Here is a 24,965-nt window from a genome sequence, read left to right as displayed (position 1 = left end):
GATGGTGCCAGCGGCCCCGATTGCTGCCATACTGTTGGCTTCTTACCATCCCGATCGCAGCATGGCCACCGTCACCGAACTTCTCCTTTATCCGATCAAGTCCTGCGCCGGCCTGTCCGTGCCTGAAGTGACGCTCGCCCTCGACGGCCTGTCGGCAGACGGCGTGCACGACCGCGAATGGATGGTGGTAACGAGAGAGGGCCTGTTCCTGACCCAGCGCGAATACCCGCGCATGGCGACCATCGCGCCGCGCGTCGAAGGGGATGTTCTGGTGGTCGAGGCCCCCGGCATGGCGCCAATCCGCCTGCCGCTGGCGCACGACCTCGAGGCGCCGGCGATCGAAGTGCTCATCTGGGACGACCACGTCCTGGCCGCCGACTGCGGCGACGATGCCTCCGCCTGGTTCGCGGACGCCGTCGGCGCTCCATGCCGGCTGGTGCGCTTCCGTCCCGACGTCGTGCGTCCGAAGATCAGTCCGTGGACTGGCGGCCTGCCCGCCGCGGCCCGCTTCTCGGACGGCTACCCGATCCTCCTGATCGGCCAGTCCTCGCTCGACGACCTGAACGCAAAGCTGACAAAGGCCGGCCGCGCCGCGCTGCCCATGAACCGCTTCCGTCCCAATATGGTCGTGGACGGCATCGACGCTTTTGAAGAAGACTTCGTCGCCGAGTTCTCCTTTGACGAAATCAAACTGCGCCCGGTCAAACCCTGCGCCCGCTGCCCGATCCCGTCGGTCGACCAGGCCACCGGCATCCCCGGCCCCGACCCGCTCGACATCCTGCAAACCTACCGTGCCAACGCCCGTATGGACGGCGCCGTTACGCTGGGCATGAACGTCATCGTCGAGGACGGCATCGGCCGCATTTTGCGCGTGGGCCAGGAACTAAACGCCGAGCTCGCTTTCTAAGTACGACGGTAAGTACGACAGCAGGTCGAACACCGGCGGCACCGCAACAGTGTCGCAAAATCGCCTATTCCCGCATCTTCCGCGATGCCGACAGGCGGTTTTTCATATCCAAGCAAGAGTGGATGGCGTAATGTTACGGTTATTGCTGAAAGGAATGCTCCATGCATGAGCCGAGCGCGTCGACGCGAGAATTGATGGCGGAAAACGAGACCTTGCGCGCGCGCATGGCGTACCTGCTCGAGCAGGCCGAACGCAACCACGAAATCATGTGCCGCCACCAGGCTTTCGACTTGCAGATCGTGGGCGCAGGCAGCTTTCCGGAACTGGTCGGCACGATCTTCCGCACGCTGCCGGTGATCTCGGAGCTGGACACCGTCACCTTGTCGCTGGTCGACCCGGATGCCGACATCTATACCGTCATGCACCGCCTGGGCGTCGATTTCGAGCAGTTCCCCAACCTGATGTTCTGCGAGCATGCGGTTGAGCTGGGCTTCGACATGTCGCCCGAGCGCCGTCCGCGTCCGATCCTGGGCCCGTATGCGCCGTCGCAGCACTGCGCCGTGTTCCCGCATCCGCCCGCCGGCCTGCAGAGCGTGGCCCTGGTGCCGCTGCTGCGCAATACGCGCCTGATCGGCAGCCTGAACCTGGGCAGCGCCGACCCGGCCCGCTTCACGCCCAACCTGGGCACCGACTTCGTCGAGCACATGGGCTCGATCATCGCGATCTGCCTCGAAAACGTGATCAGCAACGAGATGCTGAAGTACATCGGCCTTACCGATTCGCTCACCGGTGTCTACAACCGCCGCTACATGGACCGCCGCCTGCTCGAAGAGATCGCGCGCGCGCGGCGCCAGGGCTACCGCCTGTCCTGCATGTACATCGACATCGACCACTTCAAGCGTGTCAACGACACGGTCGGCCACCAGGGCGGCGACGACGTCCTGCGCGAGGTCTGCGGCCGCATCAAGGCCGAGCTGCGCATGTCGGATGCGCTGGGCCGCTTCGGTGGCGAAGAATTCGTGGTGCTGCTGATCGACGCCGACCTGGAAAGCGCGAGCATGGTCGCCCAGCGCATCCGCGCCAGCATCGCCGCCGAGCCGGTGAGTCTGGGAGCTGGCGAGCGGGTCGATGTGACGGTGTCGATCGGCGTCGCTGCGCTATCCGATTTTGCGCGCGACAACGCAATCGAAGGTGTGGCGCAAGAACTGGTGGCATCGGCAGATGCGGCGCTGTACCAGGCCAAGGCCGGTGGCCGCAACAAGGTCGTCACGTTCGCGTAAGTAAACGGGGCCCGGCCAGGATCATACAACCTGACCTCGGCCCGGCTGACCGCCTCTCCATCTCCGCGCACCGCCACCACATCGCCCGCCGCCAGCATCAGGCTGCTCTCCAGCGCCTCAGGTCCCACTTCGGAGGGCCGGCCGCGTTCAAGACGTCCATATTGTGAAGACGTCGCGGCGACATTTTGTTACGAGGGCCGCGTGTAGGTACATCAGGAAAACACAGTGTCTTCATTGATGTATGTCGTTATCACTGCTTTTAGACCAACGACAATCGAAGCATGCAACGTGTACAAGCCTATAAGTATGAACTGATGCCCAATGGCGAGCAGGCGCGTGATATGCGCCGCTACGCCGGATCGTGCCGGTTCGTCTATAACAGGGCGTTGGCGATGCAAAAAGAAAATCACGAAGCTGGAAACAAGTACATCAGCTACGTCGCCATGGCGAAGCACTTGACCAAGTGGCGCAATAGTGCGGAAACGCCGTGGCTGAAAGACGCGCCTTGCCACCCATTGCAACAGGCCTTGAAGAATTTGGACACGGCGTACAAGAATTTTTTCGAGAAGCGGGCCGACTTCCCCCGATTCAAGCGCAAAGGCGTCAGCGAGAGCTTCCGCTACCCTGATCCGAAGCAGATCAAGCTCGACCAGGCAAACAACTGCATTTTCGTGCCCAAGCTCGGGTGGCTACGCTACCGCAACAGTCGTGAGGTGCTGGGCGAAGTGCGCAACGTCACCGTCAGCCAGTCAGGTGGAAAGTGGTTTGCGTCGATTCAAACGCTACGCGAAATCGAACAGCCGCTGCCCACGTCGACGACGGACATCGGCATCGATGTCGGTATCGCCCGGTTCGCCACAATGAGCAATGGCACCTTCGTCGTCCCGCTAAACAGCTTCAAGAAACATCAACCGCGCCTGGCACGCTATCAGCGCAGCATTAGCCGCAAGGTCAAATTCAGCAATAACTGGAAGAAGGCGAAAGCCCGCGTTCGGAAGATTCACACCCACATCGCCAACGCGCGGAAAGATTTCCTGCATAAAGCCACGACGACGATCAGCAAAAACCACGCGCTCGTCTGCATTGAGGATTTGCAAGTCCAGGATATGTCCAGGTCTTCCAAGGGCACGATCGAACAGCCAGGGAAGAAGGTCAGCCAAAAAAGTGGGCTGAACCGTGCCATTCTCGATCAGGGATGGGGCGAATTCCAGCGGCAGCTCGACTACAAGATGGCGTGGTGCGGCGGCGTATTGCTGGCCGTGCCGCCGCATCATACTAGCCAGACTTGCCCGTGCTGCGGTCACGTCTCGAAAGACAATCGGCAGACTCGGGCGTTATTCCTGTGCGTCGATTGCGGCTACGAAAATCACGCTGATGTAGTCGGAGCGATCAACGTTCTAGCGCGAGGACATCGCGTCTTAGCCTGTGGAGAGCCGGTGCAGCCAGGCCGCTCGAGGAAGCAGGAACCCACCGAAGCGACCCGCAGAAGAGCGCGCGGCGCCGTAGGAATTCCTGCCCTTTAGGGCGGGGAGGATGTCAAGTCTTCTTCCACCTGGTGCTTGACCGGCGCAACACAGAGCAGCATGCCGGCTACGAAAGCGCCGAGGGCCAGCGACCGGTCGGCCTGCTCGATGATCTAGGCAGCGCCCAGGTCTCCAGTGGCCCGATCGCCATGGCCGCCACGATCGTCGATACTACCTAGGCCAAGCGTAGCCCGAACACAATGCGGCGCATCGAACGCGGCTGTTCGATCGAGAGCATCAGGAACACGACCCCGAGAATAAGCACCACGCACAGGACGGCGCAGCCCAGCAGGAGGAGGGTGAGTTCGAGGCCGGAGTGCATTGGTGCGCTACAGGGATAAGCAGTGAAATTGTTGATCTTATGGCAAACGCCGAGTGTGGTGCGGCGTGCGCTTGTTATCGTTTGTTACGACTGGCAAGTTTTTTGCTTTCCCAATTCGTTTATACTTCCAAAATGAGTGTAACCGATGAAAAAATAATGCCGAAAAGTTTTGACGAAACCCTGGCCCGGCGCGTGCTGGAACTGGGTCGCGAAACGCTGTCGATCGAAGCGGACGCCATCCGCGCGCTGCAGGCGCGCCTGGGCGACGACGACAGTTTCGTGAACGCCGCGCAGCTGATCATGGCCTGCGACGGCCGCGTGGTCGTGTCCGGGATGGGCAAGTCGGGCCACATCGGCCGCAAGATCGCCGCCACCCTGGCGTCCACCGGCACCCCGGCCTTCTTCATGCACCCGGGCGAGGCCGCGCACGGCGACCTGGGCATGGTCACCAAAAATGACGTCGTGATCGCGATTTCCAATTCGGGCGAATCGTCCGAGATCCTCGACATCCTGCCCGCCGTGAAGCGCCTGGGCGCGCGCGTGATCGCCATGACCGGTAAACCAGCCTCGCGCCTGGCCAAGCTGGCCGACGTGCACCTGGACATCGCAGTGGACAAGGAAGCCTGCCCACTCAACCTGGCGCCGACCACCAGCACCACCGTGACCCTCGCCATGGGCGATGCGCTGGCCGTGGCGCTGCTCGACGCGCGCGGCTTCCGCGAACAGGACTTCGCGCTGTCGCATCCGGGCGGCGCGCTGGGCCGGCGCCTCCTGACCCATGTGCGCGACGTGATGCGCAGCGGCGACGCGGTGCCGAGCGTGAGCCCCGAAACCTCGCTGGTCGAAGCGCTGCTCGAAGTCACCCGCAAGGGCCTCGGCATGACCGCCATCGTCGACGCCGAAGGCCGTCCGGTCGGCGTGTTCACCGACGGCGACTTGCGCCGCGTGATCGAACGCATGCACGACTTCTCGGACATCCAGATCCGCGACGTGATGCACGCCAACCCGCGCCGCGTGCGCCCCGAGCAGCTGGCGGTCGACGCCGTCGCCGTGATGGAAGAATTCCGCATCAACCAGATGCTGGTGGTCGATGACGACGACCGCCTGGTCGGCGCGCTGCACATCCACGACCTGACCCGCGCCAAGGTGATCTGATGAGTGAATTCATTCCCTCCATTACTCCGCTGGCGCACATGGAACGTGCGGCCCGCATTAAGGTCATGATCTTCGACGTCGACGGCGTGCTGACCGACGGCAGCCTGACCTACGGCCCGGAAGGCGAAGTCACCAAGACCTTCAACGTGCTCGACGGCCTGGGCATCCAGCTGTTGAACAAGACCGGCGTCCAGACCGCGATCATCAGTGCGCGCCTGTCGCCGATCGTTGTCAAGCGCGCGGCCGATCTCGGCATCTCGCACGTCCACCAGGGCATCCACGACAAGCGCATCGGCTTCGCCAAGCTGCTCGAGGCCACCGGCTTCACGGCCGAGCAGTGCGGCTACATCGGCGACGACGTGATCGACCTGCCGCTGTTCGCGCGCGTCGGCTTCGCCGTCGCGGTGCCGTCCGGCCACCCCGAGGTGCAGCACCGCGCGCACTACGTCACCAAAAATGGCGGCGGCCGCGGCGCGGTGCGCGAAGTGTGCGATCTCGTGATGCGCGCCCAGGGCACCTACGAGCAGGCGCTCGCGCCGTACTTCGCCTGAGGCCACGCACCATGGCCACCATCGTCCAAAACAAGCGTACCGCGCATCGCTGGAATCTCCTGGCGATGATCGTGATCGGCACCTTCTTCGCCTTCGGCAGCTTCTGGCTGCTGCAACTGATGCAGGCGTCCGACATCGACGCCCAGCTGGGCGGGCCGCCGGACGAACCGGACTACATCGTCGAGAATTTCTCGTTCGTGCGCATGACCGAGAATGGCCAGCCGAGCTATGTGTTGTCGGGCAAGCACCTGGCCCACATCCCGCTCGGCGACGTCTCGCACGTCGACCAGCCGCTGCTGCGCGGCGTCGAGCCGGGCCGCCCGCCAATGACGGTGGTCGCCAAGAAAGCCCAGGTGTTCCACGAAGAGCACCGGGTCGAACTGATGGGCGACGTCGACCTGCAGCGCCCGAAGACGGCGCAGAGCGAGTCGTTGCACTTGCGTAGCCAGGCGCTGACCGTGCTCCCCGACGAAGAGATCGTCAAGACCGACCTCCCGGTTGACCTGAAGCTTGGGGCTTCGAGCGTGAAAGGCACCGGCATGGTCGCCAACAACGCCACCCAGCAAGTGCACATGTCCAGCCGCGGCCAGATCGTCTATCCGCCACGACCGCGCCAGTAAGCCCTGCGCCGCGTGATAACCCAGGACCAGCATTCCTTATCATGAAAAAATTATTTGCCGCCGTACTCCTTTCCCTGCTGTCGCTGACGGCAGCCGCCGAACGTGCCGACTCGCTCAAGCCCGCGCAGGTCGAATACGATTCCGCCGATCTCGACGGGGTCAACGGCGTGCGCACCCTTACCGGTAACGTGATTCTCACCCGCGGTACGCTGTTGCTCAAGGCCGACCGCGCCGTGGTCAGGGAAACGCCCGAAGGCTATATGACGGTGACACTCACCGCCAACAACGGCAAGCTCACTACGTTCCGCCAGAAGCGCGACGGCGGTCCCAACCTGTGGGTCGAGGGCCAGGCCGAGCGCATCGAGTACGACGAGCGCGCCGAGCTGGTGCGCCTGTACTCGAATGCCCTCATCAAGGAACTGGAAAACGATCAACTGAGCAACCAGGTCACCGGCCCTTTCATCTCGTATGACAGCCGCAAGGAAGTGGCCACCGTGCGCAACGATGTCAGCGGCCAGAGCAAGGTTGGGGGCGGCCGCGGCACCCTGATCCTGTCGCCGAAACGTACGCCTGCGGGAGCCGCCCAATGACGGCGATTCCGATGGATCTGGGCGATTGCAGCACCCTGGTCGTCAAAGGCCTGCAGAAAAGCTATGGCAAGCGCCTGGTGGTGCGCGACGTGTCGCTGCAGGTCGAATGCGGTGAAGTGGTCGGCTTGCTGGGCCCGAACGGCGCCGGCAAGACGACCTCGTTCTACATGATCGTCGGCCTGGTGCCGTCGGACGCCGGGTCGATCGACATCAACGGCACCGACATCACCAGCCTGCCGATCCACCGCCGCGCCGTATTGGGCCTGTCCTACCTGCCGCAAGAGGCCTCGGTATTTCGCAAGCTGACGGTGGAAGATAACATCCGCGCCGTGCTCGAGCTGCAGAAGGACAACGGCAAGCCGCTGTCGAAAGACCAGATCAACGAGCGCCTCGACACCTTGCTGGCCGACCTGCAGATCGAGAAGCTGCGCGAGAATCCGGCGCTGTCGCTGTCGGGCGGCGAACGCCGCCGCGTGGAGATCGCGCGCGCGCTGGCGACCAATCCGCGCTTCGTGCTGCTCGACGAACCGTTCGCCGGCGTCGACCCGATCGCCGTGATCGAGATCCAGCGCATCGTGCGCTTCCTGAAGGAGCGCCGGATCGGTGTCCTGATCACCGACCACAACGTGCGCGAGACGCTCGGCATCTGTGACCGCGCCTACATCATCAACCAGGGCGCGGTGCTTGCCTCCGGCCGCCCTGACGACATCATCGCGGACGAGTCGGTGCGCCGCGTGTACCTGGGTGAACACTTCCGCATGTGAGCCACGCCTAGATGAAACAGTCCCTGCAACTTCGCACTTCGCAGCACCTCGCGCTTACGCCGCAACTGCAGCAGTCGATCCGGTTGCTGCAACTGTCGACGCTCGAGCTGCACCAGGAGATCGAGCAGATACTGGGCGATAACCCCTTGCTCGAGCGGCTCGACGATCCGCTCGACCGATCGGTGCGTTTGCTGGCCGATGGCGCCATCAACAACGCACCGGCCATCGGCGAGGCGCCGCCGGCGCCCGGCCAGCAGGCCGAAGGGGATGGGGCTGTGGCCAAGGAAGGCGAGGGTTTCGAGGGCGGCGCCGAGGGCGAGCGCAGCGACGCCGACTGGGGCGAAGGCGGAGGATCATCTTCAGGCGGCGGTGGCGAGGACGAGGACGGCCGCCCGCAGCTGGAAGCCTGCGCCATCACCCTGCGCGAACACCTGATGGAACAGGTGCGCGAAGCCACCCTGTCGGCGCGCGACCGTGCGCTGGCCGAGCTGGTGATCGATGCGCTGGACGACAACGGCTACCTCGAAGAACCGCTCGACGAGATCCATGCGCGGCTGCCCGAAGAACTCGACATCGAGATCGACGAGCTGCGCTGCGCGCTTGCGCTGGTGCAGAGCATGGACCCGGTGGGCGTCGGCGCGCGCAGCGCGGCCGAGTGCCTGGCGCTGCAGATCCGGCGCATGCCGGGTGTGCCGATGGTCACGCGGCGCATGGCCCTGACCATCGTCGAGGGTTACCTGAGCTGGTTCGCCCAGCGCGAATACAGCAAGCTGAAAAAAGCGCTCGACTGCGACGACGAAGACTTGCGCGAGGTGCAGGCCGTGGTGCGCCAATGCAATCCGCATCCGGGCGCGGCGTTCGCCTCGAACGTGTCGGACTACGTGGTGCCTGACGTGATCGTGCGCCGTTCCAAGAGCGGCTGGGCTGTCACATTGAATCCGGACGTGATGCCGCGCCTGCGCGTAAACAGCCTGTACGCGAGCCTCCTCAAGCAGGGCAAGAGCGAGGCGCAGATGGGCGCGCAGCTGCAGGAAGCGAAGTGGCTCATCAAGAATATGCGCCAGCGTTTCGACACCATCCTGCGCGTGGCGGAGGCGATCGTCGAGCGCCAGCGCAACTTTTTCTCCCATGGCGCGGTTGCCATGCGGCCCCTTGTTTTACGTGAGATAGCTGATACACTAGGCCTACACGAGAGCACAATTTCTCGTGTCACAACGCAGAAATACATGCTGACCCCGCACGGCATGTTTGAGTTGAAGTATTTCTTCGGCAGCCACGTTGCCACCGAGGCGGGAGGCGAAGCATCCTCGACGGCAATCCGTGCGCTCATTGCACAATTGACAGGAGCAGAAGACCCTAGGAACCCTTTATCCGATAGCAAGATCGCGGAGATGCTCGGGGAACAAGGCATGGTCATCGCGCGCCGCACGGTTGCAAAATACCGTGAAGCCCTCAAGATACCCCCTGTAAGCCTCCGCAAGTCCTTGTAACTGCGCCGTCCACAGACATCGTGCCTTGTCGCGTCGATGTGGTCCACACGGTGCAAAATTTTCAAAGGAGTGTGTATGAACCTCACAATCAGTGGCCATCATCTCGAAGTAACCCCCGCCATCCGTGAATACGTTCAGAATAAGCTCGAGCGCATCATTCGCCATTTCGACCAGGTGATCGACACCCACGTCTTCCTAGCCGTCGACAACCTCACTGAAAAAGAAAAAAGGCAAAAAGCAGAGATCAACGTCCAGGTGTCGGGAAAGACCCTGCACGTGGCCAGCGTCGCACAAGACCTGTACGCCGCGATCGATACGCTGATGGATAAGCTGGACCGACAGATCCTCAAACACAAGCAGCAACTGAAAGACCATAGCCGTACGTCGATCAAACGCATGCCGGATAACGGCGGCGAAGACGCTGCTGTCGCCTGATCAGGCGCAGGGCTCACACTAGCTAAGGGCGTCTGAGGGGACGCCCTTTTTGCATCCAGCCTCCCCGGTATTACGCGCATCTATGTGTTCGGTAAAATGCATGTCTCTCCATTACGGATTACGCCATGACCGACCACGTCCTGACCCGCATCGCCAACCGCACCGGCATCATTACCCTGGACCGCCCGAAGGCGCTCAATTCGCTGTCGCTCGAGATGGTGCGCGCGCTGACCGACGTGCTGCGCGCCTGGCGGCATGACGGGCAGGTCGAAGCGGTCGTACTGACCAGCAGCAGCGAGAAGGCCTTGTGCGCGGGCGGCGACATCCGTTTCTTCCATGAGGTCGGGCATGCGGGGCCGATGGGCGGCAGCGCGCTGCTCGAGGATTTCTTCACCGAAGAATACGCGCTGAACCACCTGATCCATTTTTATCCGAAGCCTTACATCGCCATCATGGATGGCGTCGTGATGGGCGGCGGCATGGGCATCGCCCAGGGCGGCCCGGACTGCGGCCTGCGCATCGTGACCGAGCGCACGAAAATGGCCATGCCCGAGGTGAACATCGGCCTGTTCCCCGACGTCGGCGGCAGCCACTTCCTGTCGCATGCGCCGGGACAGCTCGGCAACTACCTGGGCCTGACCGGGCTGACGATCGGCGCCGCCGACGCGCTGTATATCGGGCTGGCCGACGTGTTCGTGCCAAGCGACGAGCTGCCGGCCCTGCAGGCATTGATCGCGTCCACGCAAGGCGCCGGCTTGCCGGCGGCGATCCGCGCCTTCGCGGCGCCGTTTGCTGCGATGGCGGGGGCAAGCGAATTGCAGGTCCGGCGCAAGAGCATCGATGCGCATTTCGGCGCGGCGTCGGTGGCTGCGATCATGGGATCGCTCGAAGGCGACGCAACACCGTTCGCACACAAGGCGCTGGCCGCCATGCGCCAGCGTTCGCCCCTGTTGATGTGCGTGACCCACGAGCTGCTGGCGCGCGGCGCCGCGCTCGACGTGGCCGACTGCCTGCGCATGGAACGCTCGCTGGTGCGGCGCAATTTCGAGCATGGCGAAGTGCTGGAAGGCATACGCGCACTGGTGATCGACAAGGACAATGCGCCACAATGGAATCCACCATCGCTTGCCGAGGTCACCCCAGAGATGGTGGCGCGCTTCTTCGCGCCGGTGTGGCCAGAGCATGCGCATCCGCTCAGGCATCTCGCATAATCCGCTGCGTGCATATCCATTTTTGCGTGACAGCGTAGCGACGGGGTGTGAACATCGGGTCCTCATGATTTGAAAGGAAGACCGATGCGCCTGTGTGCCCTGCTGATCTCGATGACTTTATGCGGCAGCGCCGCCGCGCAAGACTACCAGCCCGCCTTCGATCCGAGCCGGCTCAAGGGTCCCACGACAGGACCGGTCAACGAGATCATGGTGCTTGGCTCGCCTCACCTGGCGCATTTACCCAAGACCTTCCAGGCGTCGAGCCTGGCCCCGCTGAACGAACGGCTCGCGGCCTGGAAGCCGCAGGCGATCGCGGTCGAGGACCGCTCGGGGCCGCAGTGCGATTTCATGCGCCGCCACCCGGCGCGGTATGCGGAGACGGTCAAGACCTATTGCCGGGATACCGCGGCGGCGAAGGCCGCGACCGGGCTGGATGTCCAGCAAGCGACGGCAGAATTGGACAAGATGCTGAGCGAGTGGCCGGCGGCGCCGTCGGCGGCCCAGCGACGCCGCCTGGCGGCCGTGCTCCTGGCCGGCGGGGAGCCTGCATCGGCGGTGGTCCAGTGGTTCCGCTTGCCGGCCGGGGAGCGCCGCGCCGGCGACGGCCTGGACGCCGCCCTGGTCGCGCAGCTACAGGAGCTCGAAGCCAGTCCCAACGAAAGCGTGATGATCGCGGCACGGCTGGCGGCCCGGCTGGGGCATGAGCGCGTGTACGCCATGGACGACCAGACGGCATCCCGTCCTTACGCCGACCGCAAGGCGGCCGGCGAGGCGATCATGAAGGCCTGGGACAACCCGGCCAATGCGAAGCGCAAGAAGGACGACGAGATCCTCGACGCGGGCGTGGGCAGTGCGGAAGGCCTGCTGGCGATGTACCGCGCCTATAACTTGCCCGCCCATGTCGCCGCGACCTTCGAGATCGACTTCGGCGCGGCGCTGAATGAACCATCACCCCAGCGCTTCGGTCGTGGCTACGTCGGCTACTGGGAAACGCGCAACCTGCGCATGGCGGCGAACATCCGCGACGTGGTGGGCGTCATGCCGGGCACGCGGCTCTTGGTCATCGTCGGTGCTTCGCACAAGGGCTATCTGGAGGCGTATCTGCACCAGATGCATGATGTGCGGGTGGTGGATACGGCGGCGGTGCTGCGGTGATTCATCGTTGACGTGACCATACACCACCACGTTATGCACCGTCATTCCCGCGCAGGCGGGAATCCAAGTCTTTGGCGTAGTGGCTGCGTCGGGTGCAGTGATAACGCGTGCACACTTGGGTTCCCGCCTGCGCGGGAACGACGTGCCAGCGTTCGCTAAGCAATCACGCCGTTGGATTCTTCGGCTGCTCCCGATGCCGCACGATCACCCGTTCGGTGGCGCCAAAATAGGCGCCGAGGTGTTCGGCCATGTACACCGAGCGGTGCTGGCCGCCGGTGCAGCCGACCGCCACCGTCAGGTAGCTGCGGTTGTCGGTCTTGAACGAAGGCAGCCACTTGGCCACGAAGGTGCGGATGTCGGCCAGCATCTCGATCGCACTCGGCTGGGCGTCGAGGAAGTCGATCACCGGCTGGTCCTTGCCGGTGAGTGGCCGCAGGGCCAGGTCGTAATACGGGTTCGGGATCGCGCGCACGTCGAACACGAAGTCGGCGTCGAGCGGCACGCCGACCTTGAACGCGAAGGATTCGAAGAACAGCGTCAGCGGCGCATGGTCGACTTCGGCCAGCTCCTTGATCCAGGCGCGCAGCTTATTGGCCGAGAGTTCCGAGGTGTCGATCACATGGCCCAGGTTCTCGATCGACGACAGGCGCTCGCGCTCTTCGGCGATGCATTCGATCAGGGTGCGGCGCGAGGCCGGATTCTCGCCGGGTCGCAGTTCGTGCGACAGCGGGTGGCTGCGCCGCGTTTCGGAAAAACGCGCGACCAGCGAATGGGTGCTCGAGGTCAGGAACATGACCTTGACCGCATGGCCATCCTCGCGCATGCGGCGCACGCTCACCGGCAGTTCGACCAGCGATTCGGCGCTGCGCGCGTCGACCGCGACCGCCATCTTGCCGGTGCCGGTTTCATTGACCGTATTGACGAGGGCCGGCAGCAGGGCCGGCGGCAGGTTGTCGACGCAGTAGTAACCCGCGTCTTCGAGGACATTCAGGGCCACGGACTTGCCCGAGCCCGAGATGCCGGTGATGAGGACGATGTGCATGCGGCGATGATACCGCAACCTTCACCCGATGGCACGCCGCCGGGCCATCGACAGCGGTTCGGCCGTCGCTTCGCGGTTGCCTAGTCCGCGCTCATCGCCTGGCGCTGGCGCTCCATGAACTCCTGCAGCGTGTCGATGCCGCGCAGTTGCAGGATCGTGTTGCGCACCGCGGCCTCGAGTAGCACCGCGATATTGCGGCCGGCCGCAACAGGGATGACGACCTTGCGGATCGGCAGGCCCAGCACGTCCTCGGTGGGGAAGTGGAAGGGCAGGCGCTCGACCTCTTCGTCCAGCGCGCCGCGCTTGACCAGGTGCACGATCAGCTTCAGGCGCATCTTGCGCCGCACCGCCGTCTCGCCGAAGATCGCCTTGATGTCCAGCAGGCCCAGGCCGCGCACCTCCAGCAAATTCTGCAATAGCGGCGGGCAGCGGCCCTCGATCATGTTCGGCGCGATGCGCGAGAATTCCACGGCGTCGTCGGCCACCAGGCCGTGCGAGCGCGAGATCAGTTCCAGGCCCAGTTCGCTCTTGCCCAGGCCCGAGTCGCCCGTGATCAGCACGCCCACGCCCAGCACGTCCATGAACACGCCATGCATGATCACGCGCTGGGCGAGCTTCTTGGACAGGTAGACGCGCAGGAAGTCGATCACCTGCGCCGCCGGCAGCGGGGTCGAGAACAGGGGGATGTTCTGTTCGTCGCAGATGGCGAGGATGTCGGGCGGGGTTTCGAGGCCTTGCGCGATGATCAGCGCGGGCGGGCCGCCGCCGATCAGTTCGCCAACCACATGGCTGCGCGAATTGGCCTTGAGGCGGTGGTAGTAGTCGAGTTCCTGGTGGCCGAACACCTGGATCCGGCCCGGGTGGATCAAGTTCAGGTGGCCGACCTGGTCGGCGGCCGAGGCGGCGTCGCCGGCGATCTGGCGTTCACCGCCAGGAAAGCCCGCGAACCAGCCCAGTTGCAGGCTGTCGCGGTTGTCGTCGTACAGCCGTTGGATGGTCAGCGGAGACTGCAGCATGGGCATTGTCGTCGTCGCAAAAAAGCAGCGCGGCGTGATTGCCGCGTTCAGCAGACGCTCAGTTTAACCCAGAGCCTGCAGGCTGGGTTGCCAGTTGATAATGCGGTCATGCACCGATTTCGGATCGGGATCGGTCGCCAGGGCGGTGCGCACTGACTCGTCGGAGAACAGCTCGGCGATCTCGGACAGGATCTCGAGGTGCTGCTGGGTGACGTGATCCGGGATCAGCAGGAAGAACAGCAAGCTCACCGGCTGGCCATCGGGCGACTCGAAGGGAATCGGCTCCTTCAGGCGCACGAAGGCGGCCAGCGGAGACTTGAGGCTCTTGCTGCCCTTGATGCGGCCGTGCGGGACGGCGACGCCGTGCCCCAGACCGGTCGAGCCCAGGCGTTCGCGTGCGAACAGGTTGTCCGACACGATCGAGCGGGCGATGCCGCAGTTGTTCTCGAAGATCAGGCCGGCTTGCTCGAAAGCCCGTTTTTTGCTCGACACTTCGATGTCGAGTTGCACGTTCTCGAGCGAGAGGATTTTGCTTAGATTCGTCATAACGTGGGTGCGATGCACGCGTGGAGTGCTTGCGAGCACGGGATTATAGGCCTGTTTGGGGCCTGAGACACTCGATTTCGCGACAGTTTGGCCTTCTCGCCGAACGGCCGCACGATACCCGTCGAAACGGGATAAGCGGTAAGTTGATTCACATCAACATGGTCACGCAATTTCCTCAACGAATCAGCTATTGAGGCCAGCAATCGTATGCCGGTCGTCCTGTTTACCGATGATTGCTCGAAGTCCTGCCTAAAAACAAGGCAGGGGTTCAGTATCGTATAGCAAAAGGTGATGCCATGCACGGCGCATGGCTGTCGCCTAAAACGCACAGGCGTGCGGGCAATATCCTGACAGAAATTGGATGTTTACTGGCGCGCGCCACGCAGATTGCCGGGTTTGGCGGTGCTGAAATTGGCCCGCCATGGATTGATGTCCAGGCCGCCGCGCCGCGTGTAGCGCGCATACACGGCCAGCTTGCTCGGCTGGCATCGGCGCAGCACGTCCATGAAGATGCGCTCCACACACTGCTCGTGGAACTCGTTGTGCTCGCGGAAGCCGATCAGGTATTTCAGCAAGCCTTCCTGGTCGATTTGCGGGCCGACGTAGCGGATCTGCACCGTGCCCCAGTCCGGTTGGCCCGTGACCAGGCAATTGGACTTGAGCAGGTGCGACACCAGGGTTTCTTCCACCGGCGCGTCCTCGTGGTTGGCCTTGAGCAACTGCGGGGCCGGCGAGTAATCGTCGACCTCGATATCGAGGCGGTCGAGCAGCGTGCCTTCCAGTTCGCCCATCCTGATTGCGCCGAATTGTTCCGGGCTGGTCAGGGTGACGTGGACCGGCGCGCCGAAGCCGTTCGACAGGTCGTCGCGCAGCAGGGCCAGCAGGGCCTCGGGGCCGGCGAGGCGGGTCTGGTTGAACGAATTCAGGTAGAGCTTGAACGATTTCGATTCGACGATGTTCGGCGAATCGGCGGGCGCCGTCACGGTCGCGATCGCGACCTGCGGCTTGCCGCGCATGTTCAGCCACGACAGTTCATAGGCATTCCAGATGTCGACCCCGAAGAAGGGAAGCGTGCCCGACAGGCCCAATTCCTCGCGCTTTTGCTGGCGCGGGATCGGGAACAGCAGCTCGGGGGCATACTGGCTCTGGTAGGCGGAAGATTTGCCAAGTGGCGATTGGTCAGGGGTATTCATAAATAAGGTCGGTCATTCTGCGCCGTGGCATAAGACCATCAGCGCCAGAACGTCGTTCCCGCGAAGGCGGGAACCCAAGTTCGATGAGTCGCTGGCGAGATCGAACTTCGCGGCATTGCATGCACACTTGGGTTCCCGCCTTCGCGGGAACGACGCTGTCGAGGCTAACGGTGGAACGGCGCAGACTCTGTTCAACAGGTGGGGCCTACGCCCCCAAAAACAATTTATAGACGGGATTCCCGCTCTCGTCCCAGTAGCGGTAACCGAGCGAGGCCAGGAAATGCCGGAACTCATCCATCTCGGCCTGCGGCACTTGCAGCCCGACCAGGATACGCCCCACGTCACCACCCTGGTTGCGGTAGTGGAACAACGAGATATTCCAGTTCGGCGCCATGCTGTCCAGGAAGCGCATGAGCGCACCCGGCCGTTCAGGGAACTCGAAACGATACAGCAATTCATCATGCGCAAGTGAACTTTTCCCGCCCACCAGGTGGCGGATATGCAGCTTGGCCAGCTCATCGTAGGTCAGATCGAGCGTTTTGTAGCCGTGTTCCTCGAAGGTGCGCGCCAGCAGGCCGGATTCGCTGCGATTGCCCACCTGCACGCCGACGAACACATGGGCCTCGCTTTCATGGCTGATGCGGTAATTGAATTCGGTGACGTTGCGCGGGCCGACCAGCGCGCAGAAACGGCGGAAGCTGCCGCGCTGCTCGGGCACGGTTACGGCGAAGACCGCTTCGCGCGATTCGCCCAGCTCGGCGCGCTCGGCCACGAAGCGCAGGCGGTCGAAGTTCATATTGGCGCCGCAGGCCACCGCCACCAGCGTCTCGTTCCTGATCGGCTCGCGGTTCATCTGCGAGCGCTCGATATAGGCCTTGGCGCCGGCCACCGCCAGCGCGCCGGCCGGCTCGAGGATGCTGCGCGTATCCTGGAACACATCCTGGATCGCGGCGCAGATGGCGTCGGTATCGACCAGGATGATTTCGTCGACCACTTGCTGGGCGATGCGGAAGGTTTCCTCGCCCACCAGGCGCACCGCGGTGCCGTCCGAGAACAGGCCGACGTCGGTCAGGGTGACGCGCTGACCGGCTTTCAGGCTGCGCGCCATCGCGTCCGAATCCAGGGTCTGCACGCCGATGATCTTGATGTCGGGACGGATCTGCTTCACATAGGCGCCGATGCCGGCGATGAGGCCGCCGCCGCCGATGGCCACAAAAATCGCGTGGATCGGGCTCGACAGCTGGCGCAGGATTTCCATGCCGATCGTGCCCTGGCCGGCGATCACGTCAGGATCGTCGAAGGGGTGCACGAAGGTCAGGCGTTGCTCTTTTTCCAGCAGCAGCGCGTGGTTGTAGGCGTCGGTATAGGAGTCGCCATGCAGCACGATTTCGACGCTGGCGCCGCCGCGCGCCTTGACCGCGTCGATCTTGACTTGCGGGGTCGTGGTCGGCATCACGATCAGCGCGCGGCAGCCCAGGCGGCAGGCCGACAGCGCCACGCCCTGGGCGTGGTTGCCGGCCGAGGCGCAGATCACGCCGCGCTTGAGCTGCTCTGGCGTGAGGTTCGCCATCTTGTTGTAGGCGCCGCGCAGCTTGAAGCTGAACACGCTCTGCATGTCCTCGCGCTTGAAATAAATGCGGTTGCCCATGCGCTGGGACAGGGTCGGGGCGAGGTCGAGCGGCGTCTGTTCGGCGACGTCGTAGACGCGGGCGGTCAGGATTTTTCTGAGGTAGTCGGTAGTCATGGTCGGATTGCAAAAGTCATGCAGGCTGGGCCGGCGGGACGGACGACGCGAACTGTTCCGCTAGGGTGGGTGACCGTGGCGCAAAGGTCGATATGACGGGCTGGGTGACAGGCTCGTCGTATCGTGTCGTGACGAAAGTACCGGATCATTATAATGGAGCCTTATTGTCACCACTAGGCCATCGCCTAAGCCCGCATGATCGAATCCGCTGTCCAATGGCTGCTTGACTTCCTGGCTGCACCGACCGTCGGGCTGACCTCGATCTTCATCGTCAGTTTCGTCTCCGCTACCTTGCTGCCGCTCGGCTCCGAGCCGGCCGTGTTCGCCGTGATCAAGGCCAATCCCGACATGTTCTGGCCGGCAATCCTGGTAGGGACGCTCGGCAATACCCTGGGTGGCGCCTTCGATTACTTCCTCGGCTACCGCGCCAAGGTCGCGTTCGCGAAAGAGCGCCAGAGCCGCTGGTTCGGCTGGCTCAAGCGTTACGGGGCCAAGACCATGCTGCTGTCGTGGCTGCCAGGCATCGGCGACCCGCTGTGCACGCTGGCCGGCTGGCTGCACTTGCCGTTCTGGCCCAGCGTGATGTATATGGCGATCGGCAAGTTCGCGCGCTATCTGACCATGACGCTGGCGCTGCTGTACATCCCGGATAGTTTCTGGACCAATCTCGGTGATATGCTGACCCGTATCACCGGCTGAGTATTTCCTTTCCGACAGCGGCCGGGTCATCAGGAAGAAGCCGATGCTCGAACTGCGACCGAACTGCGAACACTGCAATGTGGCCTTGCCGCCCGCCTCGACCGAGGCGCGTATCTGCTCCTACGAGTGCACGTTCTGCGCCGCCTGCGTCGACGGCGTCTTGCTGAACGTCTGTCCGAACTGCGGTGGCGGCTTCGTGCCGCGGCCGGTCAGGCCCGCGCGCGACTGGAAGAACGGGAATTATCTGGGCAACGATCCGGCGCGCACCGAGCCGAAGCTGCGGCCCGTGGACCCGGCCGCGCATGCGCGGTTTGCCGCTGCCATCAACGACATCGCGCCGTCGGATCGCTAGTGTCCTGAGTTGGAAGTTCGTTGAATAATTAATGCGGCGAAATCGGTTCGAGGCAAGGAGCAAAGCACAGCAAGGCCGTGTGGCCTTGCGCGCATTTGCGACGCAGTATCGGGCCAATTCTCGCCGTATTAATTCAACGAATTTTCAATTCAGGACACTAGCATCCTGCATGTTCGCAGGAGGCGGTTCATAATGGGCGTTTCGACGCAGCCCCAGGATTCGCGCATGACCGACCGCCTTCCCGTCCCCCTGGACAAAGCCTATCGCCTGATGAACCACGGCCCCACCGTGCTGGTCTCCGCACGCCATGGCGAAGCGATCAACGTGATGGCCGCCGCCTGGTCGATGCCGCTTGACTTCGCACCGCCCAAGGTCGCGGTGGTGCTCGACAAGAGCACGCTCACGCGCGGGATGGTCGAGGCATCCGGCGAGTTCGCCCTGATGGTGCCGTCGCGCGAGCTGGCGCAACTGACCTTGCAGGTCGGCTCGACCAGCGGCCGCGAGGTCGACAAGTTCGCCGCCTTCGGCGCCGGCTACTGGACTGGCGAGCAAACCGGCGCGCCGCTGCTGGACGGCTGCCTGGCCTGGCTCGAATGCCGGCTGCTGCCCGAGCCGCACATCCAGGACACCTATGACCTGTTCCTCGGCGAGGTGGTCGCCGCCTGGGCCGATCCGGCCGTGTTCCGAGAGGGCCATTGGGTCACGACCGAAGGGGGACCGAAGAGCATCCACTACGTCGCGGGCGGGCATTTCTTCGAGCTTGGCGAGGCCTTCGAGGCGAGCGCGCAGTTGCCGGAACCGTCCAACAACGCCGGATGACATATGCCGATCGGGTCATGCCGCATGACGAATGATGCATAGGCAGGCTTGCAAGCAAATTAAGTTTGGTCTTTCAAATTAGTATAGACATTTTGTTGTGTGGCCCGGGATGGCGCTGCGGGCATTAGCCGAGCGTGGTGCATCGCAATAAGCTAGAATGAACGTCCTTCGGGCCTGTCCGATCGTCGACCAGAATTCATGAACGCCCCCGCACACATCCATACCCTGCTTGCCGATAACGCACCCGCGCGCCTGCGCGAGATCCCTTATAACTACACCTCGTTCTCGGACCGCGAAATCGTGATCCGCCTGCTCGGTGAGTCATCGTGGGCGTTGCTCGACAGCCTGCGCGGCGCGCGCCAGACCGGCCGCTCGGCGCGCATGCTGTACGAGGTGCTGGGCGATATCTGGGTCGTGCGCCGCAATCCCTATCTGCAGGACGACATGCTGGACAACCCGAAGCGCCGGGCCAAGCTGATCGAAGCGCTGCACCACCGCCTGGGCGAAGTCGACAAGCGCCGCACCACGGTCGATGCGCAAGATGGCGGCGACCCGGATATGGTGGCCACCCGCAGCGCCGCCGTGGAGCAACTGCTGGCTGCCGCGCGCCGCGCCGTGGACGACTTCGGCCGCGAATTCGCCGAGACCTACGACCTGCGCAAGCGCGCCACCAAGGTGCTGGGCGCCTACACCGACAAGCGCAATATCCGCTTCGACGGCATGCACCGCACCTCGCACGTGACCGACGCCACCGACTGGCGCGTCGAGTATCCCTTCCTGGTGCTGGTGCCGGACAGCGAAGACGAGATGGCCGGCCTGGTCAAGGGCTGCATCGAGCTCGGATTGACCATCATCCCGCGCGGCGGCGGCACCGGCTACACCGGCGGCGCGATCCCGCTCACGCCGATGTCGGCCGTGATCAATACCGAAAAGCTGATCGGCATCGGCGAGGTCGAGATGACGGCCATGCCCGGCCTGGGGCGCGAATACGCGACCATCCATACCTATGCCGGCGTCGTCACGCAGCGGGTGTCGCAGGCGGCCGAAAAGGCCGGCTTCGTGTTCGCGGTCGACCCGACCTCGGCCCACGCGTCCTGCGTGGGCGGCAATATCGCGATGAACGCGGGCGGCAAGAAGGCCGTGTTGTGGGGCACGGCGCTCGACAACCTGGCCTCGTGGCGCATGGTCGACCCGAATGGCGACTGGCTCGACGTCACCCGCATCAACCACAACCTGGGCAAGATCCACGACGCGCCGACGGCCGAATTCCTGCTCGAATGGACGCATCCTTCCGTCAAGGGCGCGCCGAAGGGCGCACCGTTCCGCACCGAGACCCTGACCATCGAGGGCAAGCGCTTCCGCAAGGAAGGCCTGGGCAAGGACGTCACCGACAAATTCCTGGCCGGCCTGCCGGGCATCCAGAAAGAGGGCACCGACGGCCTAATCACGTCGGGCCGCTGGATCCTGCACAAGATGCCCAAGTTCACCCGCACGGTGGCGCTGGAATTCTTCGGCCAGGCGCGCGACGCGATCCCGTCGATCGTCGAGATCAAGGATTACCTGGACAGCCTGCCGAAGAACGGCGACCCGGCGTTTTCCACGCTGCGCCTGGCGGGCCTGGAACACCTCGACGAGCGCTACCTGCGTGCGGTCGGCTACGCCACCAAGTCCAAGCGCGGCGTGCTGCCCAAGATGGCGCTGTTCGGCGACATCGTCGGCGACGACGAGAACGCGGTGGCGCTGGCCGCTTCCGAAGTCGTGCGGCTGGCCAATACCCGCGTGGGCGAGGGCTTCGTCGCCGTCAGCCCCGAAGCGCGCAAGAAGTTCTGGCTCGATCGCGCCCGCACTGCGGCCATCGCGCGCCATACCAACGCCTTCAAGATCAATGAAGACGTGGTCATTCCCCTGAACCGGATGGGCGAGTACACCGACGGCATCGAGCGCATCAACGTCGAGCTGTCGATCAAGAACAAGCTGCAGCTGGTGGACCAGCTGCGCGCCTACCTCGCCAGCGACCACCTGCCGCTGGCCAAGAGCGACGACGCCAGCGGCGACGGGGTCGACCGCGACGAGATCATGGGCGACCGTCCGCTGCAGGCGCGCGCCCTGGTCGACCTGGTCGACAAGCGCTGGACCTTCATCCTGGCCAATCTCGATGCGCCGCTGGGTGACGTGCGCGAGCAGCTGCAGACCCTGGGCCTCGATCATTTGAACGAAGCGATCCTGCAGCGCCTGGCGATCCAGCCCGATGCGCGCCTGTTCGACGCGGTGCAGGACCATACCGTGCGCGTCTCGTGGAAGGCCGAAGTGCGCGCGCCGCTGCGCCAGATCTTCAACGGCGCCGCCTACCAGTGCATCCTCGACGAAGCGGTCGCGATCCACAAGCGCGTGCTGCGTTCGCGCGTGTTCGTCGCCCTGCACATGCACGCGGGCGACGGCAACGTCCATACCAACCTGCCGGTGAACTCGGACGACTACGCCATGCTGCAGGATGCGCACAAGGCGGTCGAGCGCATCATGAAGCTGGCGCGTTCGCTGGACGGCGTGATCTCGGGCGAGCACGGCATCGGCATCACCAAGCTGGAGTTCCTGACCGACGAAGAAATCCAGGACTTCCGCGACTACAAGGTGCGCGTCGATCCGGAAGGCCGTTTCAACAAGGGCAAGCTGCTCAACCTGGAAGGCGCCCACGCCGACCTGCGCAATGCCTACACGCCGTCGTTCGGCCTGATGGGCCATGAATCGCTGATCATGCAGCAGAGCGATATCGGCGAGATCGCCAACAGCATCAAGGACTGCCTGCGCTGCGGCAAGTGTAAACCTGTGTGCACGACCCACGTGCCGCAGGCGAACCTGCTGTATTCGCCGCGCGACAAGATTCTCGCCACCTCGGCGCTGATCGAAGCCTTCCTGTACGAGGAACAGACCCGCCGCGGCGTCTCGCTGCGCCACTGGGAAGAGTTCGAGGACGTCTCGGACCACTGCACCGTGTGCCACAAATGCGTCACGCCCTGTCCGGTCAACATCGACTTCGGCGACGTGTCGATGAATATGCGTAACCTGCTGCGCAAGATGGACAAGCGCAGCTTCAAGCCGGCCAACCGCGCGGCCATGTTCTTCCTGAACGCGACCGACCCGACCACCATCAACGCCACGCGCAAGGTGATGATCGATTTCGGTTTCAAGGCCCAGCGCATCGGCAACCGCCTGCTCAAGGGCCTGTCCAGGCCGCAGACCGCCGCGCCGCCGCCGACGGTCGGCAAGGCGCCCGTGCGCGAGCAGGTGATCCACTTCATCAACAAGAAGATGCCGGGCAACCTGCCCAAGAAAACGGCGCGCGCGCTGCTCGACATCGAGGACGACAAGATCGTCCCGATCATCCGCAACCCCAAGAAGACCAACGCCGACACCGAGGCCGTGTTCTACTTCCCGGGCTGCGGCTCCGAGCGCCTGTTCTCGCAGGTGGGCCTGGCCACGCAAGCCATGCTGTGGGAAGTCGGCGTGCAGACCGTGCTGCCGCCGGGCTACCTGTGCTGCGGCTATCCGCAGCGCGGCGCCGGCCAGTACGACAAGGCCGACAAGATGATGACGGATAACCGCGTGCTGTTCCACCGCATGGCCAACACGCTGAACTACCTCGACATCAAGACGGTGCTGGTCTCCTGCGGCACCTGCTACGACCAGCTGGCGACCTATGAATTCGAGAAGATCTTCCCGGGCTGCCGCATCATGGACATCCATGAGTACTTATTAGAAAAGGGCGTCAGGCTCGAAGGCGTGAACGGCACCCGCTATATGTACCACGAGCCTTGCCACAATCCGATGAAGCTGCAGGATTCGGTGAAGACGGTCAATGCGCTGGTCTCCACGCATGACGACGTCAAGATCGAGAAGAACGACCGCTGCTGCGGCGAGTCGGGCACCTTCGCCGTGAGCCGTCCCGACATCTCGACCCAGGTGCGCTCGCGCAAGGAAGTCGAGATGGTCAAGGGGGCCGACAAGCTGCGCACCGACGGCTTCACCGGCGACGTCAAGATCCTGACCAGCTGTCCGTCCTGCCTGCAGGGCCTCTCGCGTTACAACGACGATTCGGGCACCACCGCCGACTACATCGTGGTCGAGATCGCGAAGCACCTGCTGGGCGAGAACTGGTTGCCCGAGTACGTGGCGCGCGCCAATAACGGCGGCATCGAAAGGGTGCTGGTGTGACGGCGCTGCGCGAACCCGGCTGCGAGCTGTGCAACCTGTCCGTGCCTGTGGCCTGGGCCGGCGACAAGTTCAGCGTCATCGTCGTCGACGACGCCAGCTACCCGGGCTTTTGCCGCGTGATCTGGCACGACCACGTGCGCGAGATGAGCGATCTTTCCCGTGAAGACCGGCTGCTGGTGAACGAGGCCGTGTTCCTGGTCGAGCAGGCGGTGCGCGACGTGATGCAGCCGCTGAAGGTCAATGTGGCCAGTCTGGGCAATGTGGTGCCGCACCTGCACTGGCATATCATTCCGCGCTATGCGGACGATGCGCATTTCCCGGCGCCCGTCTGGGCCCAGGCGGTGCGTGAGACGCCTTCGGATATCCTGGCCGCGCGCCGCGCGCTGGCCGAACAACTGGGCGCCGCGATCGCGCGCCGTTTCAACTGAACAGAAATAGAGAAGATCCATGCCTAATCCAACCGAACTGACCGTCCACCAGAAATCGCGCGTGCTCGACATCGCCTATGACGACGGCAGCGCCTATTCGATCCCGTTCGAGCTGATGCGCGTGTACTCGCCGTCGGCCGAAGTGAAGGGCCACGGCCCGGGCCAGGAAGTGCTGCAAGTCGGCAAGCGCGAAATCGGCATCGCCGACGTCGAGCAGGTCGGCAACTACGCGATCAAGCCGACCTTCTCGGACGGCCACGACACCGGCATCTTCAGCTGGGACTACCTGTACGAACTGGGCCGCAGCCAGGAGTCGCTGTGGAAGCAGTACGTGGCGCGCCTGCAGGCGGCCGGCTTCGACGAAGAAACCGGCCGCGCGCCGGGCAGCATGCTGCCGGGATCGGCGCCGGCCAAGTCGGGTGGCGGCGGTTGCGGCTCGGGCGGTTGCGGCTGCAAATAAACGACGCGGTTTGCGTCACCAAAACAAAAGAGCACATCCGCGGATGTGCTCTTTGTTTTTGTAGCCCGCCTTGGCGGGCTAGCGCGACATCAAGCCTGTGGCTGGATGTTCGACGCTTGCTTGCCTTTAGGACCGGTGGTGACGTCGAAGGTCACGCGCTGGTTTTCTTGCAGCGACTTGAAGCCGTTGGCGTTGATCGCCGAGAAGTGTGCAAACAGATCTTCGCCGCCACCATCAGGAGTGATGAAGCCGAAACCTTTAGCGTCGTTGAACCATTTGACAATACCAGTAGCCATGTTAATTCCCTCAAATATAAGTTGTTTTGCGTTGATGCCCTGTTTGCGTACCTAGGACAAAAACCAGGGCCACGCTCTACATTGCAAATCTGATTATAAGGACAATTTCTTAAAACGGAAGCAAGTTTTTTCAATCGTGTACGTATTTACCACAAGTC

The 24,965-nt window shown here is 63.5% G+C and carries 25 protein-coding genes; 18 read left to right on the top strand and 7 right to left on the bottom strand.

Annotation, left to right across the window (positions count from 1 at the left end; genetic code table 11):
* Positions 1–61: 61 nt before the first annotated feature.
* From AC3A6F_RS23570 to AC3A6F_RS23560, 3 genes are all read left to right on the top strand, one after another.
* Positions 62–907 (top strand): MOSC domain-containing protein, encoded by an 846-nt coding sequence (locus AC3A6F_RS23570; RefSeq protein WP_487685793.1) that lies wholly within the window; start codon positions 62–64, stop codon positions 905–907.
* Between the two features lie 161 nt (positions 908–1,068).
* A complete protein-coding gene (locus AC3A6F_RS23565) occupies positions 1,069–2,187 on the top strand; it encodes a GGDEF domain-containing protein (protein WP_487685790.1) in 1,119 nt (372 codons plus the stop codon).
* 281 nt (positions 2,188–2,468) lie between these two features.
* Positions 2,469–3,710, top strand: coding sequence for an RNA-guided endonuclease InsQ/TnpB family protein (locus tag AC3A6F_RS23560; protein ID WP_487685788.1), 1,242 nt, complete (start codon positions 2,469–2,471; stop codon positions 3,708–3,710).
* 175 nt (positions 3,711–3,885) lie between these two features.
* Here the strand turns inward: AC3A6F_RS23560 and AC3A6F_RS23555 are convergent, their stop codons facing one another.
* Positions 3,886–4,032, bottom strand: a complete 147-nt coding sequence (locus AC3A6F_RS23555) for a hypothetical protein (RefSeq protein WP_487685786.1) — start codon at positions 4,030–4,032, stop codon at positions 3,886–3,888.
* 156 nt (positions 4,033–4,188) lie between these two features.
* On the opposite strand from AC3A6F_RS23555, the gene AC3A6F_RS23550 reads away from it, so the two are divergent.
* The 9 genes from AC3A6F_RS23550 (at position 4,189) to AC3A6F_RS23510 (ending at position 12,003) form a co-directional block, all read left to right on the top strand.
* A complete protein-coding gene (locus AC3A6F_RS23550) occupies positions 4,189–5,187 on the top strand; it encodes a KpsF/GutQ family sugar-phosphate isomerase (RefSeq protein WP_487685783.1) in 999 nt (332 codons plus the stop codon).
* Positions 5,187–5,738 (top strand): KdsC family phosphatase, encoded by a 552-nt coding sequence (locus AC3A6F_RS23545; RefSeq protein WP_487685782.1) that lies wholly within the window; start codon positions 5,187–5,189, stop codon positions 5,736–5,738. The genes AC3A6F_RS23550 and AC3A6F_RS23545 overlap by 1 nt, the downstream gene beginning before the upstream one ends.
* A gap of 11 nt (positions 5,739–5,749) precedes the next feature.
* A complete protein-coding gene (gene lptC / locus AC3A6F_RS23540) occupies positions 5,750–6,358 on the top strand; it encodes an LPS export ABC transporter periplasmic protein LptC (RefSeq protein WP_487685779.1) in 609 nt (202 codons plus the stop codon).
* 41 nt (positions 6,359–6,399) lie between these two features.
* Entirely contained in the window at positions 6,400–6,948 is a 549-nt protein-coding gene (gene lptA, locus AC3A6F_RS23535) for a lipopolysaccharide transport periplasmic protein LptA (protein WP_487685776.1), read from the top strand.
* Positions 6,945–7,712, top strand: a complete 768-nt coding sequence (gene lptB, locus AC3A6F_RS23530) for an LPS export ABC transporter ATP-binding protein (RefSeq protein WP_320473403.1) — start codon at positions 6,945–6,947, stop codon at positions 7,710–7,712. The genes lptA and lptB overlap by 4 nt, the downstream gene beginning before the upstream one ends.
* 11 nt (positions 7,713–7,723) lie before the next feature.
* Positions 7,724–9,202 (top strand): RNA polymerase factor sigma-54, encoded by a 1,479-nt coding sequence (locus AC3A6F_RS23525; RefSeq protein WP_487685772.1) that lies wholly within the window; start codon positions 7,724–7,726, stop codon positions 9,200–9,202.
* Positions 9,203–9,277: 75 nt separating this feature from the next.
* Complete coding sequence (gene hpf / locus AC3A6F_RS23520) at positions 9,278–9,637, top strand: ribosome hibernation-promoting factor, HPF/YfiA family (protein WP_123068957.1); 360 nt, start codon at positions 9,278–9,280, stop codon at positions 9,635–9,637.
* 125 nt (positions 9,638–9,762) lie between these two features.
* Positions 9,763–10,848 (top strand): enoyl-CoA hydratase/isomerase family protein, encoded by a 1,086-nt coding sequence (locus AC3A6F_RS23515; protein WP_487685769.1) that lies wholly within the window; start codon positions 9,763–9,765, stop codon positions 10,846–10,848.
* 84 nt (positions 10,849–10,932) lie between these two features.
* Positions 10,933–12,003, top strand: a complete 1,071-nt coding sequence (locus AC3A6F_RS23510; protein ID WP_487685766.1) for a DUF5694 domain-containing protein — start codon at positions 10,933–10,935, stop codon at positions 12,001–12,003.
* 163 nt (positions 12,004–12,166) lie between these two features.
* Here AC3A6F_RS23510 and rapZ read toward each other — a convergent pair whose 3' ends face one another.
* From rapZ to ilvA, 5 genes are all read right to left on the bottom strand, one after another.
* On the bottom strand, positions 12,167–13,045 hold the full coding sequence (rapZ, locus tag AC3A6F_RS23505; protein ID WP_487685763.1) for an RNase adapter RapZ: 879 nt from the start codon (positions 13,043–13,045) through the stop codon (positions 12,167–12,169).
* 80 nt (positions 13,046–13,125) lie between these two features.
* On the bottom strand, positions 13,126–14,061 hold the full coding sequence (hprK, locus tag AC3A6F_RS23500; protein WP_005663306.1) for an HPr(Ser) kinase/phosphatase: 936 nt from the start codon (positions 14,059–14,061) through the stop codon (positions 13,126–13,128).
* 63 nt (positions 14,062–14,124) lie between these two features.
* Positions 14,125–14,607, bottom strand: a complete 483-nt coding sequence (locus tag AC3A6F_RS23495; RefSeq protein WP_109345354.1) for a PTS sugar transporter subunit IIA — start codon at positions 14,605–14,607, stop codon at positions 14,125–14,127.
* 365 nt (positions 14,608–14,972) lie between these two features.
* Positions 14,973–15,800: an NADPH-dependent 7-cyano-7-deazaguanine reductase QueF gene (queF, locus tag AC3A6F_RS23490; protein WP_487685758.1), complete on the bottom strand. Its 828-nt coding sequence runs from the start codon at positions 15,798–15,800 to the stop codon at positions 14,973–14,975.
* A 205-nt stretch (positions 15,801–16,005) separates the two neighbouring features.
* Entirely contained in the window at positions 16,006–17,544 is a 1,539-nt protein-coding gene (ilvA, locus tag AC3A6F_RS23485) for a threonine ammonia-lyase, biosynthetic (protein ID WP_487685755.1), read from the bottom strand.
* Between the two features lie 195 nt (positions 17,545–17,739).
* Between ilvA and AC3A6F_RS23480 the strand changes: the two genes are divergently transcribed.
* From AC3A6F_RS23480 to AC3A6F_RS23455, 6 genes are all read left to right on the top strand, one after another.
* A complete protein-coding gene (locus AC3A6F_RS23480) occupies positions 17,740–18,243 on the top strand; it encodes a YqaA family protein (RefSeq protein ID WP_005663301.1) in 504 nt (167 codons plus the stop codon).
* Between the two features lie 43 nt (positions 18,244–18,286).
* A complete protein-coding gene (locus AC3A6F_RS23475) occupies positions 18,287–18,595 on the top strand; it encodes a DUF1272 domain-containing protein (protein ID WP_487685752.1) in 309 nt (102 codons plus the stop codon).
* Positions 18,596–18,820: 225 nt separating this feature from the next.
* The gene (locus tag AC3A6F_RS23470; RefSeq protein WP_487685750.1) at positions 18,821–19,414 is read left to right on the top strand and encodes a flavin reductase family protein; all 594 of its coding nucleotides are present in this window, start codon (positions 18,821–18,823) and stop codon (positions 19,412–19,414) included.
* 198 nt (positions 19,415–19,612) lie between these two features.
* Positions 19,613–23,623, top strand: coding sequence for a DUF3683 domain-containing protein (locus AC3A6F_RS23465; protein WP_487685747.1), 4,011 nt, complete (start codon positions 19,613–19,615; stop codon positions 23,621–23,623).
* On the top strand, positions 23,620–24,051 hold the full coding sequence (locus AC3A6F_RS23460; protein ID WP_487685744.1) for an HIT family protein: 432 nt from the start codon (positions 23,620–23,622) through the stop codon (positions 24,049–24,051). Before AC3A6F_RS23465 ends, AC3A6F_RS23460 begins: the two co-directional genes overlap by 4 nt.
* 19 nt (positions 24,052–24,070) lie before the next feature.
* The gene (locus AC3A6F_RS23455) at positions 24,071–24,511 is read left to right on the top strand and encodes a gamma-butyrobetaine hydroxylase family protein (RefSeq protein ID WP_487685741.1); all 441 of its coding nucleotides are present in this window, start codon (positions 24,071–24,073) and stop codon (positions 24,509–24,511) included.
* A gap of 89 nt (positions 24,512–24,600) precedes the next feature.
* Here the strand turns inward: AC3A6F_RS23455 and AC3A6F_RS23450 are convergent, their stop codons facing one another.
* Entirely contained in the window at positions 24,601–24,807 is a 207-nt protein-coding gene (locus AC3A6F_RS23450) for a cold-shock protein (RefSeq protein ID WP_183554103.1), read from the bottom strand.
* Positions 24,808–24,965 lie beyond the last annotated feature (158 nt).

The organism is Massilia sp. Soil_C_3 (assembly GCF_057657035.1).
This window is presented reverse-complemented; position numbering and strand designations above follow the sequence as displayed.

What these genes read in the sequence shown, in the direction of transcription:
- AC3A6F_RS23450 (WP_183554103.1), bottom strand. Translation starts at nt 24,807, where the DNA reads ATGGCTACTGGTATTGTCAAATGGTTCAACGACGCTAAAGGTTTCGGC.
- rapZ (WP_487685763.1), bottom strand. Translation starts at nt 13,045, where the DNA reads ATGCACATCGTCCTCATCACCGGCATCTCGGGCTCGGGCAAGTCCGTG.
- AC3A6F_RS23545 (WP_487685782.1), top strand. Translation starts at nt 5,187, where the DNA reads ATGAGTGAATTCATTCCCTCCATTACTCCGCTGGCGCACATGGAACGT.
- lptA (WP_487685776.1), top strand. Translation starts at nt 6,400, where the DNA reads ATGAAAAAATTATTTGCCGCCGTACTCCTTTCCCTGCTGTCGCTGACG.
- AC3A6F_RS23475 (WP_487685752.1), top strand. Translation starts at nt 18,287, where the DNA reads ATGCTCGAACTGCGACCGAACTGCGAACACTGCAATGTGGCCTTGCCG.
- AC3A6F_RS23525 (WP_487685772.1), top strand. Translation starts at nt 7,724, where the DNA reads ATGAAACAGTCCCTGCAACTTCGCACTTCGCAGCACCTCGCGCTTACG.
- AC3A6F_RS23550 (WP_487685783.1), top strand. Translation starts at nt 4,189, where the DNA reads ATGCCGAAAAGTTTTGACGAAACCCTGGCCCGGCGCGTGCTGGAACTG.
- AC3A6F_RS23570 (WP_487685793.1), top strand. Translation starts at nt 62, where the DNA reads ATGGCCACCGTCACCGAACTTCTCCTTTATCCGATCAAGTCCTGCGCC.
- AC3A6F_RS23470 (WP_487685750.1), top strand. Translation starts at nt 18,821, where the DNA reads ATGACCGACCGCCTTCCCGTCCCCCTGGACAAAGCCTATCGCCTGATG.
- AC3A6F_RS23565 (WP_487685790.1), top strand. Translation starts at nt 1,069, where the DNA reads ATGCATGAGCCGAGCGCGTCGACGCGAGAATTGATGGCGGAAAACGAG.
- AC3A6F_RS23560 (WP_487685788.1), top strand. Translation starts at nt 2,469, where the DNA reads ATGCAACGTGTACAAGCCTATAAGTATGAACTGATGCCCAATGGCGAG.
- AC3A6F_RS23555 (WP_487685786.1), bottom strand. Translation starts at nt 4,032, where the DNA reads ATGCACTCCGGCCTCGAACTCACCCTCCTCCTGCTGGGCTGCGCCGTC.
- AC3A6F_RS23495 (WP_109345354.1), bottom strand. Translation starts at nt 14,607, where the DNA reads ATGACGAATCTAAGCAAAATCCTCTCGCTCGAGAACGTGCAACTCGAC.
- AC3A6F_RS23515 (WP_487685769.1), top strand. Translation starts at nt 9,763, where the DNA reads ATGACCGACCACGTCCTGACCCGCATCGCCAACCGCACCGGCATCATT.
- queF (WP_487685758.1), bottom strand. Translation starts at nt 15,800, where the DNA reads ATGAATACCCCTGACCAATCGCCACTTGGCAAATCTTCCGCCTACCAG.
- AC3A6F_RS23510 (WP_487685766.1), top strand. Translation starts at nt 10,933, where the DNA reads ATGCGCCTGTGTGCCCTGCTGATCTCGATGACTTTATGCGGCAGCGCC.
- AC3A6F_RS23480 (WP_005663301.1), top strand. Translation starts at nt 17,740, where the DNA reads ATGATCGAATCCGCTGTCCAATGGCTGCTTGACTTCCTGGCTGCACCG.
- AC3A6F_RS23465 (WP_487685747.1), top strand. Translation starts at nt 19,613, where the DNA reads ATGAACGCCCCCGCACACATCCATACCCTGCTTGCCGATAACGCACCC.
- AC3A6F_RS23455 (WP_487685741.1), top strand. Translation starts at nt 24,071, where the DNA reads ATGCCTAATCCAACCGAACTGACCGTCCACCAGAAATCGCGCGTGCTC.
- ilvA (WP_487685755.1), bottom strand. Translation starts at nt 17,544, where the DNA reads ATGACTACCGACTACCTCAGAAAAATCCTGACCGCCCGCGTCTACGAC.
- hprK (WP_005663306.1), bottom strand. Translation starts at nt 14,061, where the DNA reads ATGCTGCAGTCTCCGCTGACCATCCAACGGCTGTACGACGACAACCGC.
- lptB (WP_320473403.1), top strand. Translation starts at nt 6,945, where the DNA reads ATGACGGCGATTCCGATGGATCTGGGCGATTGCAGCACCCTGGTCGTC.
- lptC (WP_487685779.1), top strand. Translation starts at nt 5,750, where the DNA reads ATGGCCACCATCGTCCAAAACAAGCGTACCGCGCATCGCTGGAATCTC.
- hpf (WP_123068957.1), top strand. Translation starts at nt 9,278, where the DNA reads ATGAACCTCACAATCAGTGGCCATCATCTCGAAGTAACCCCCGCCATC.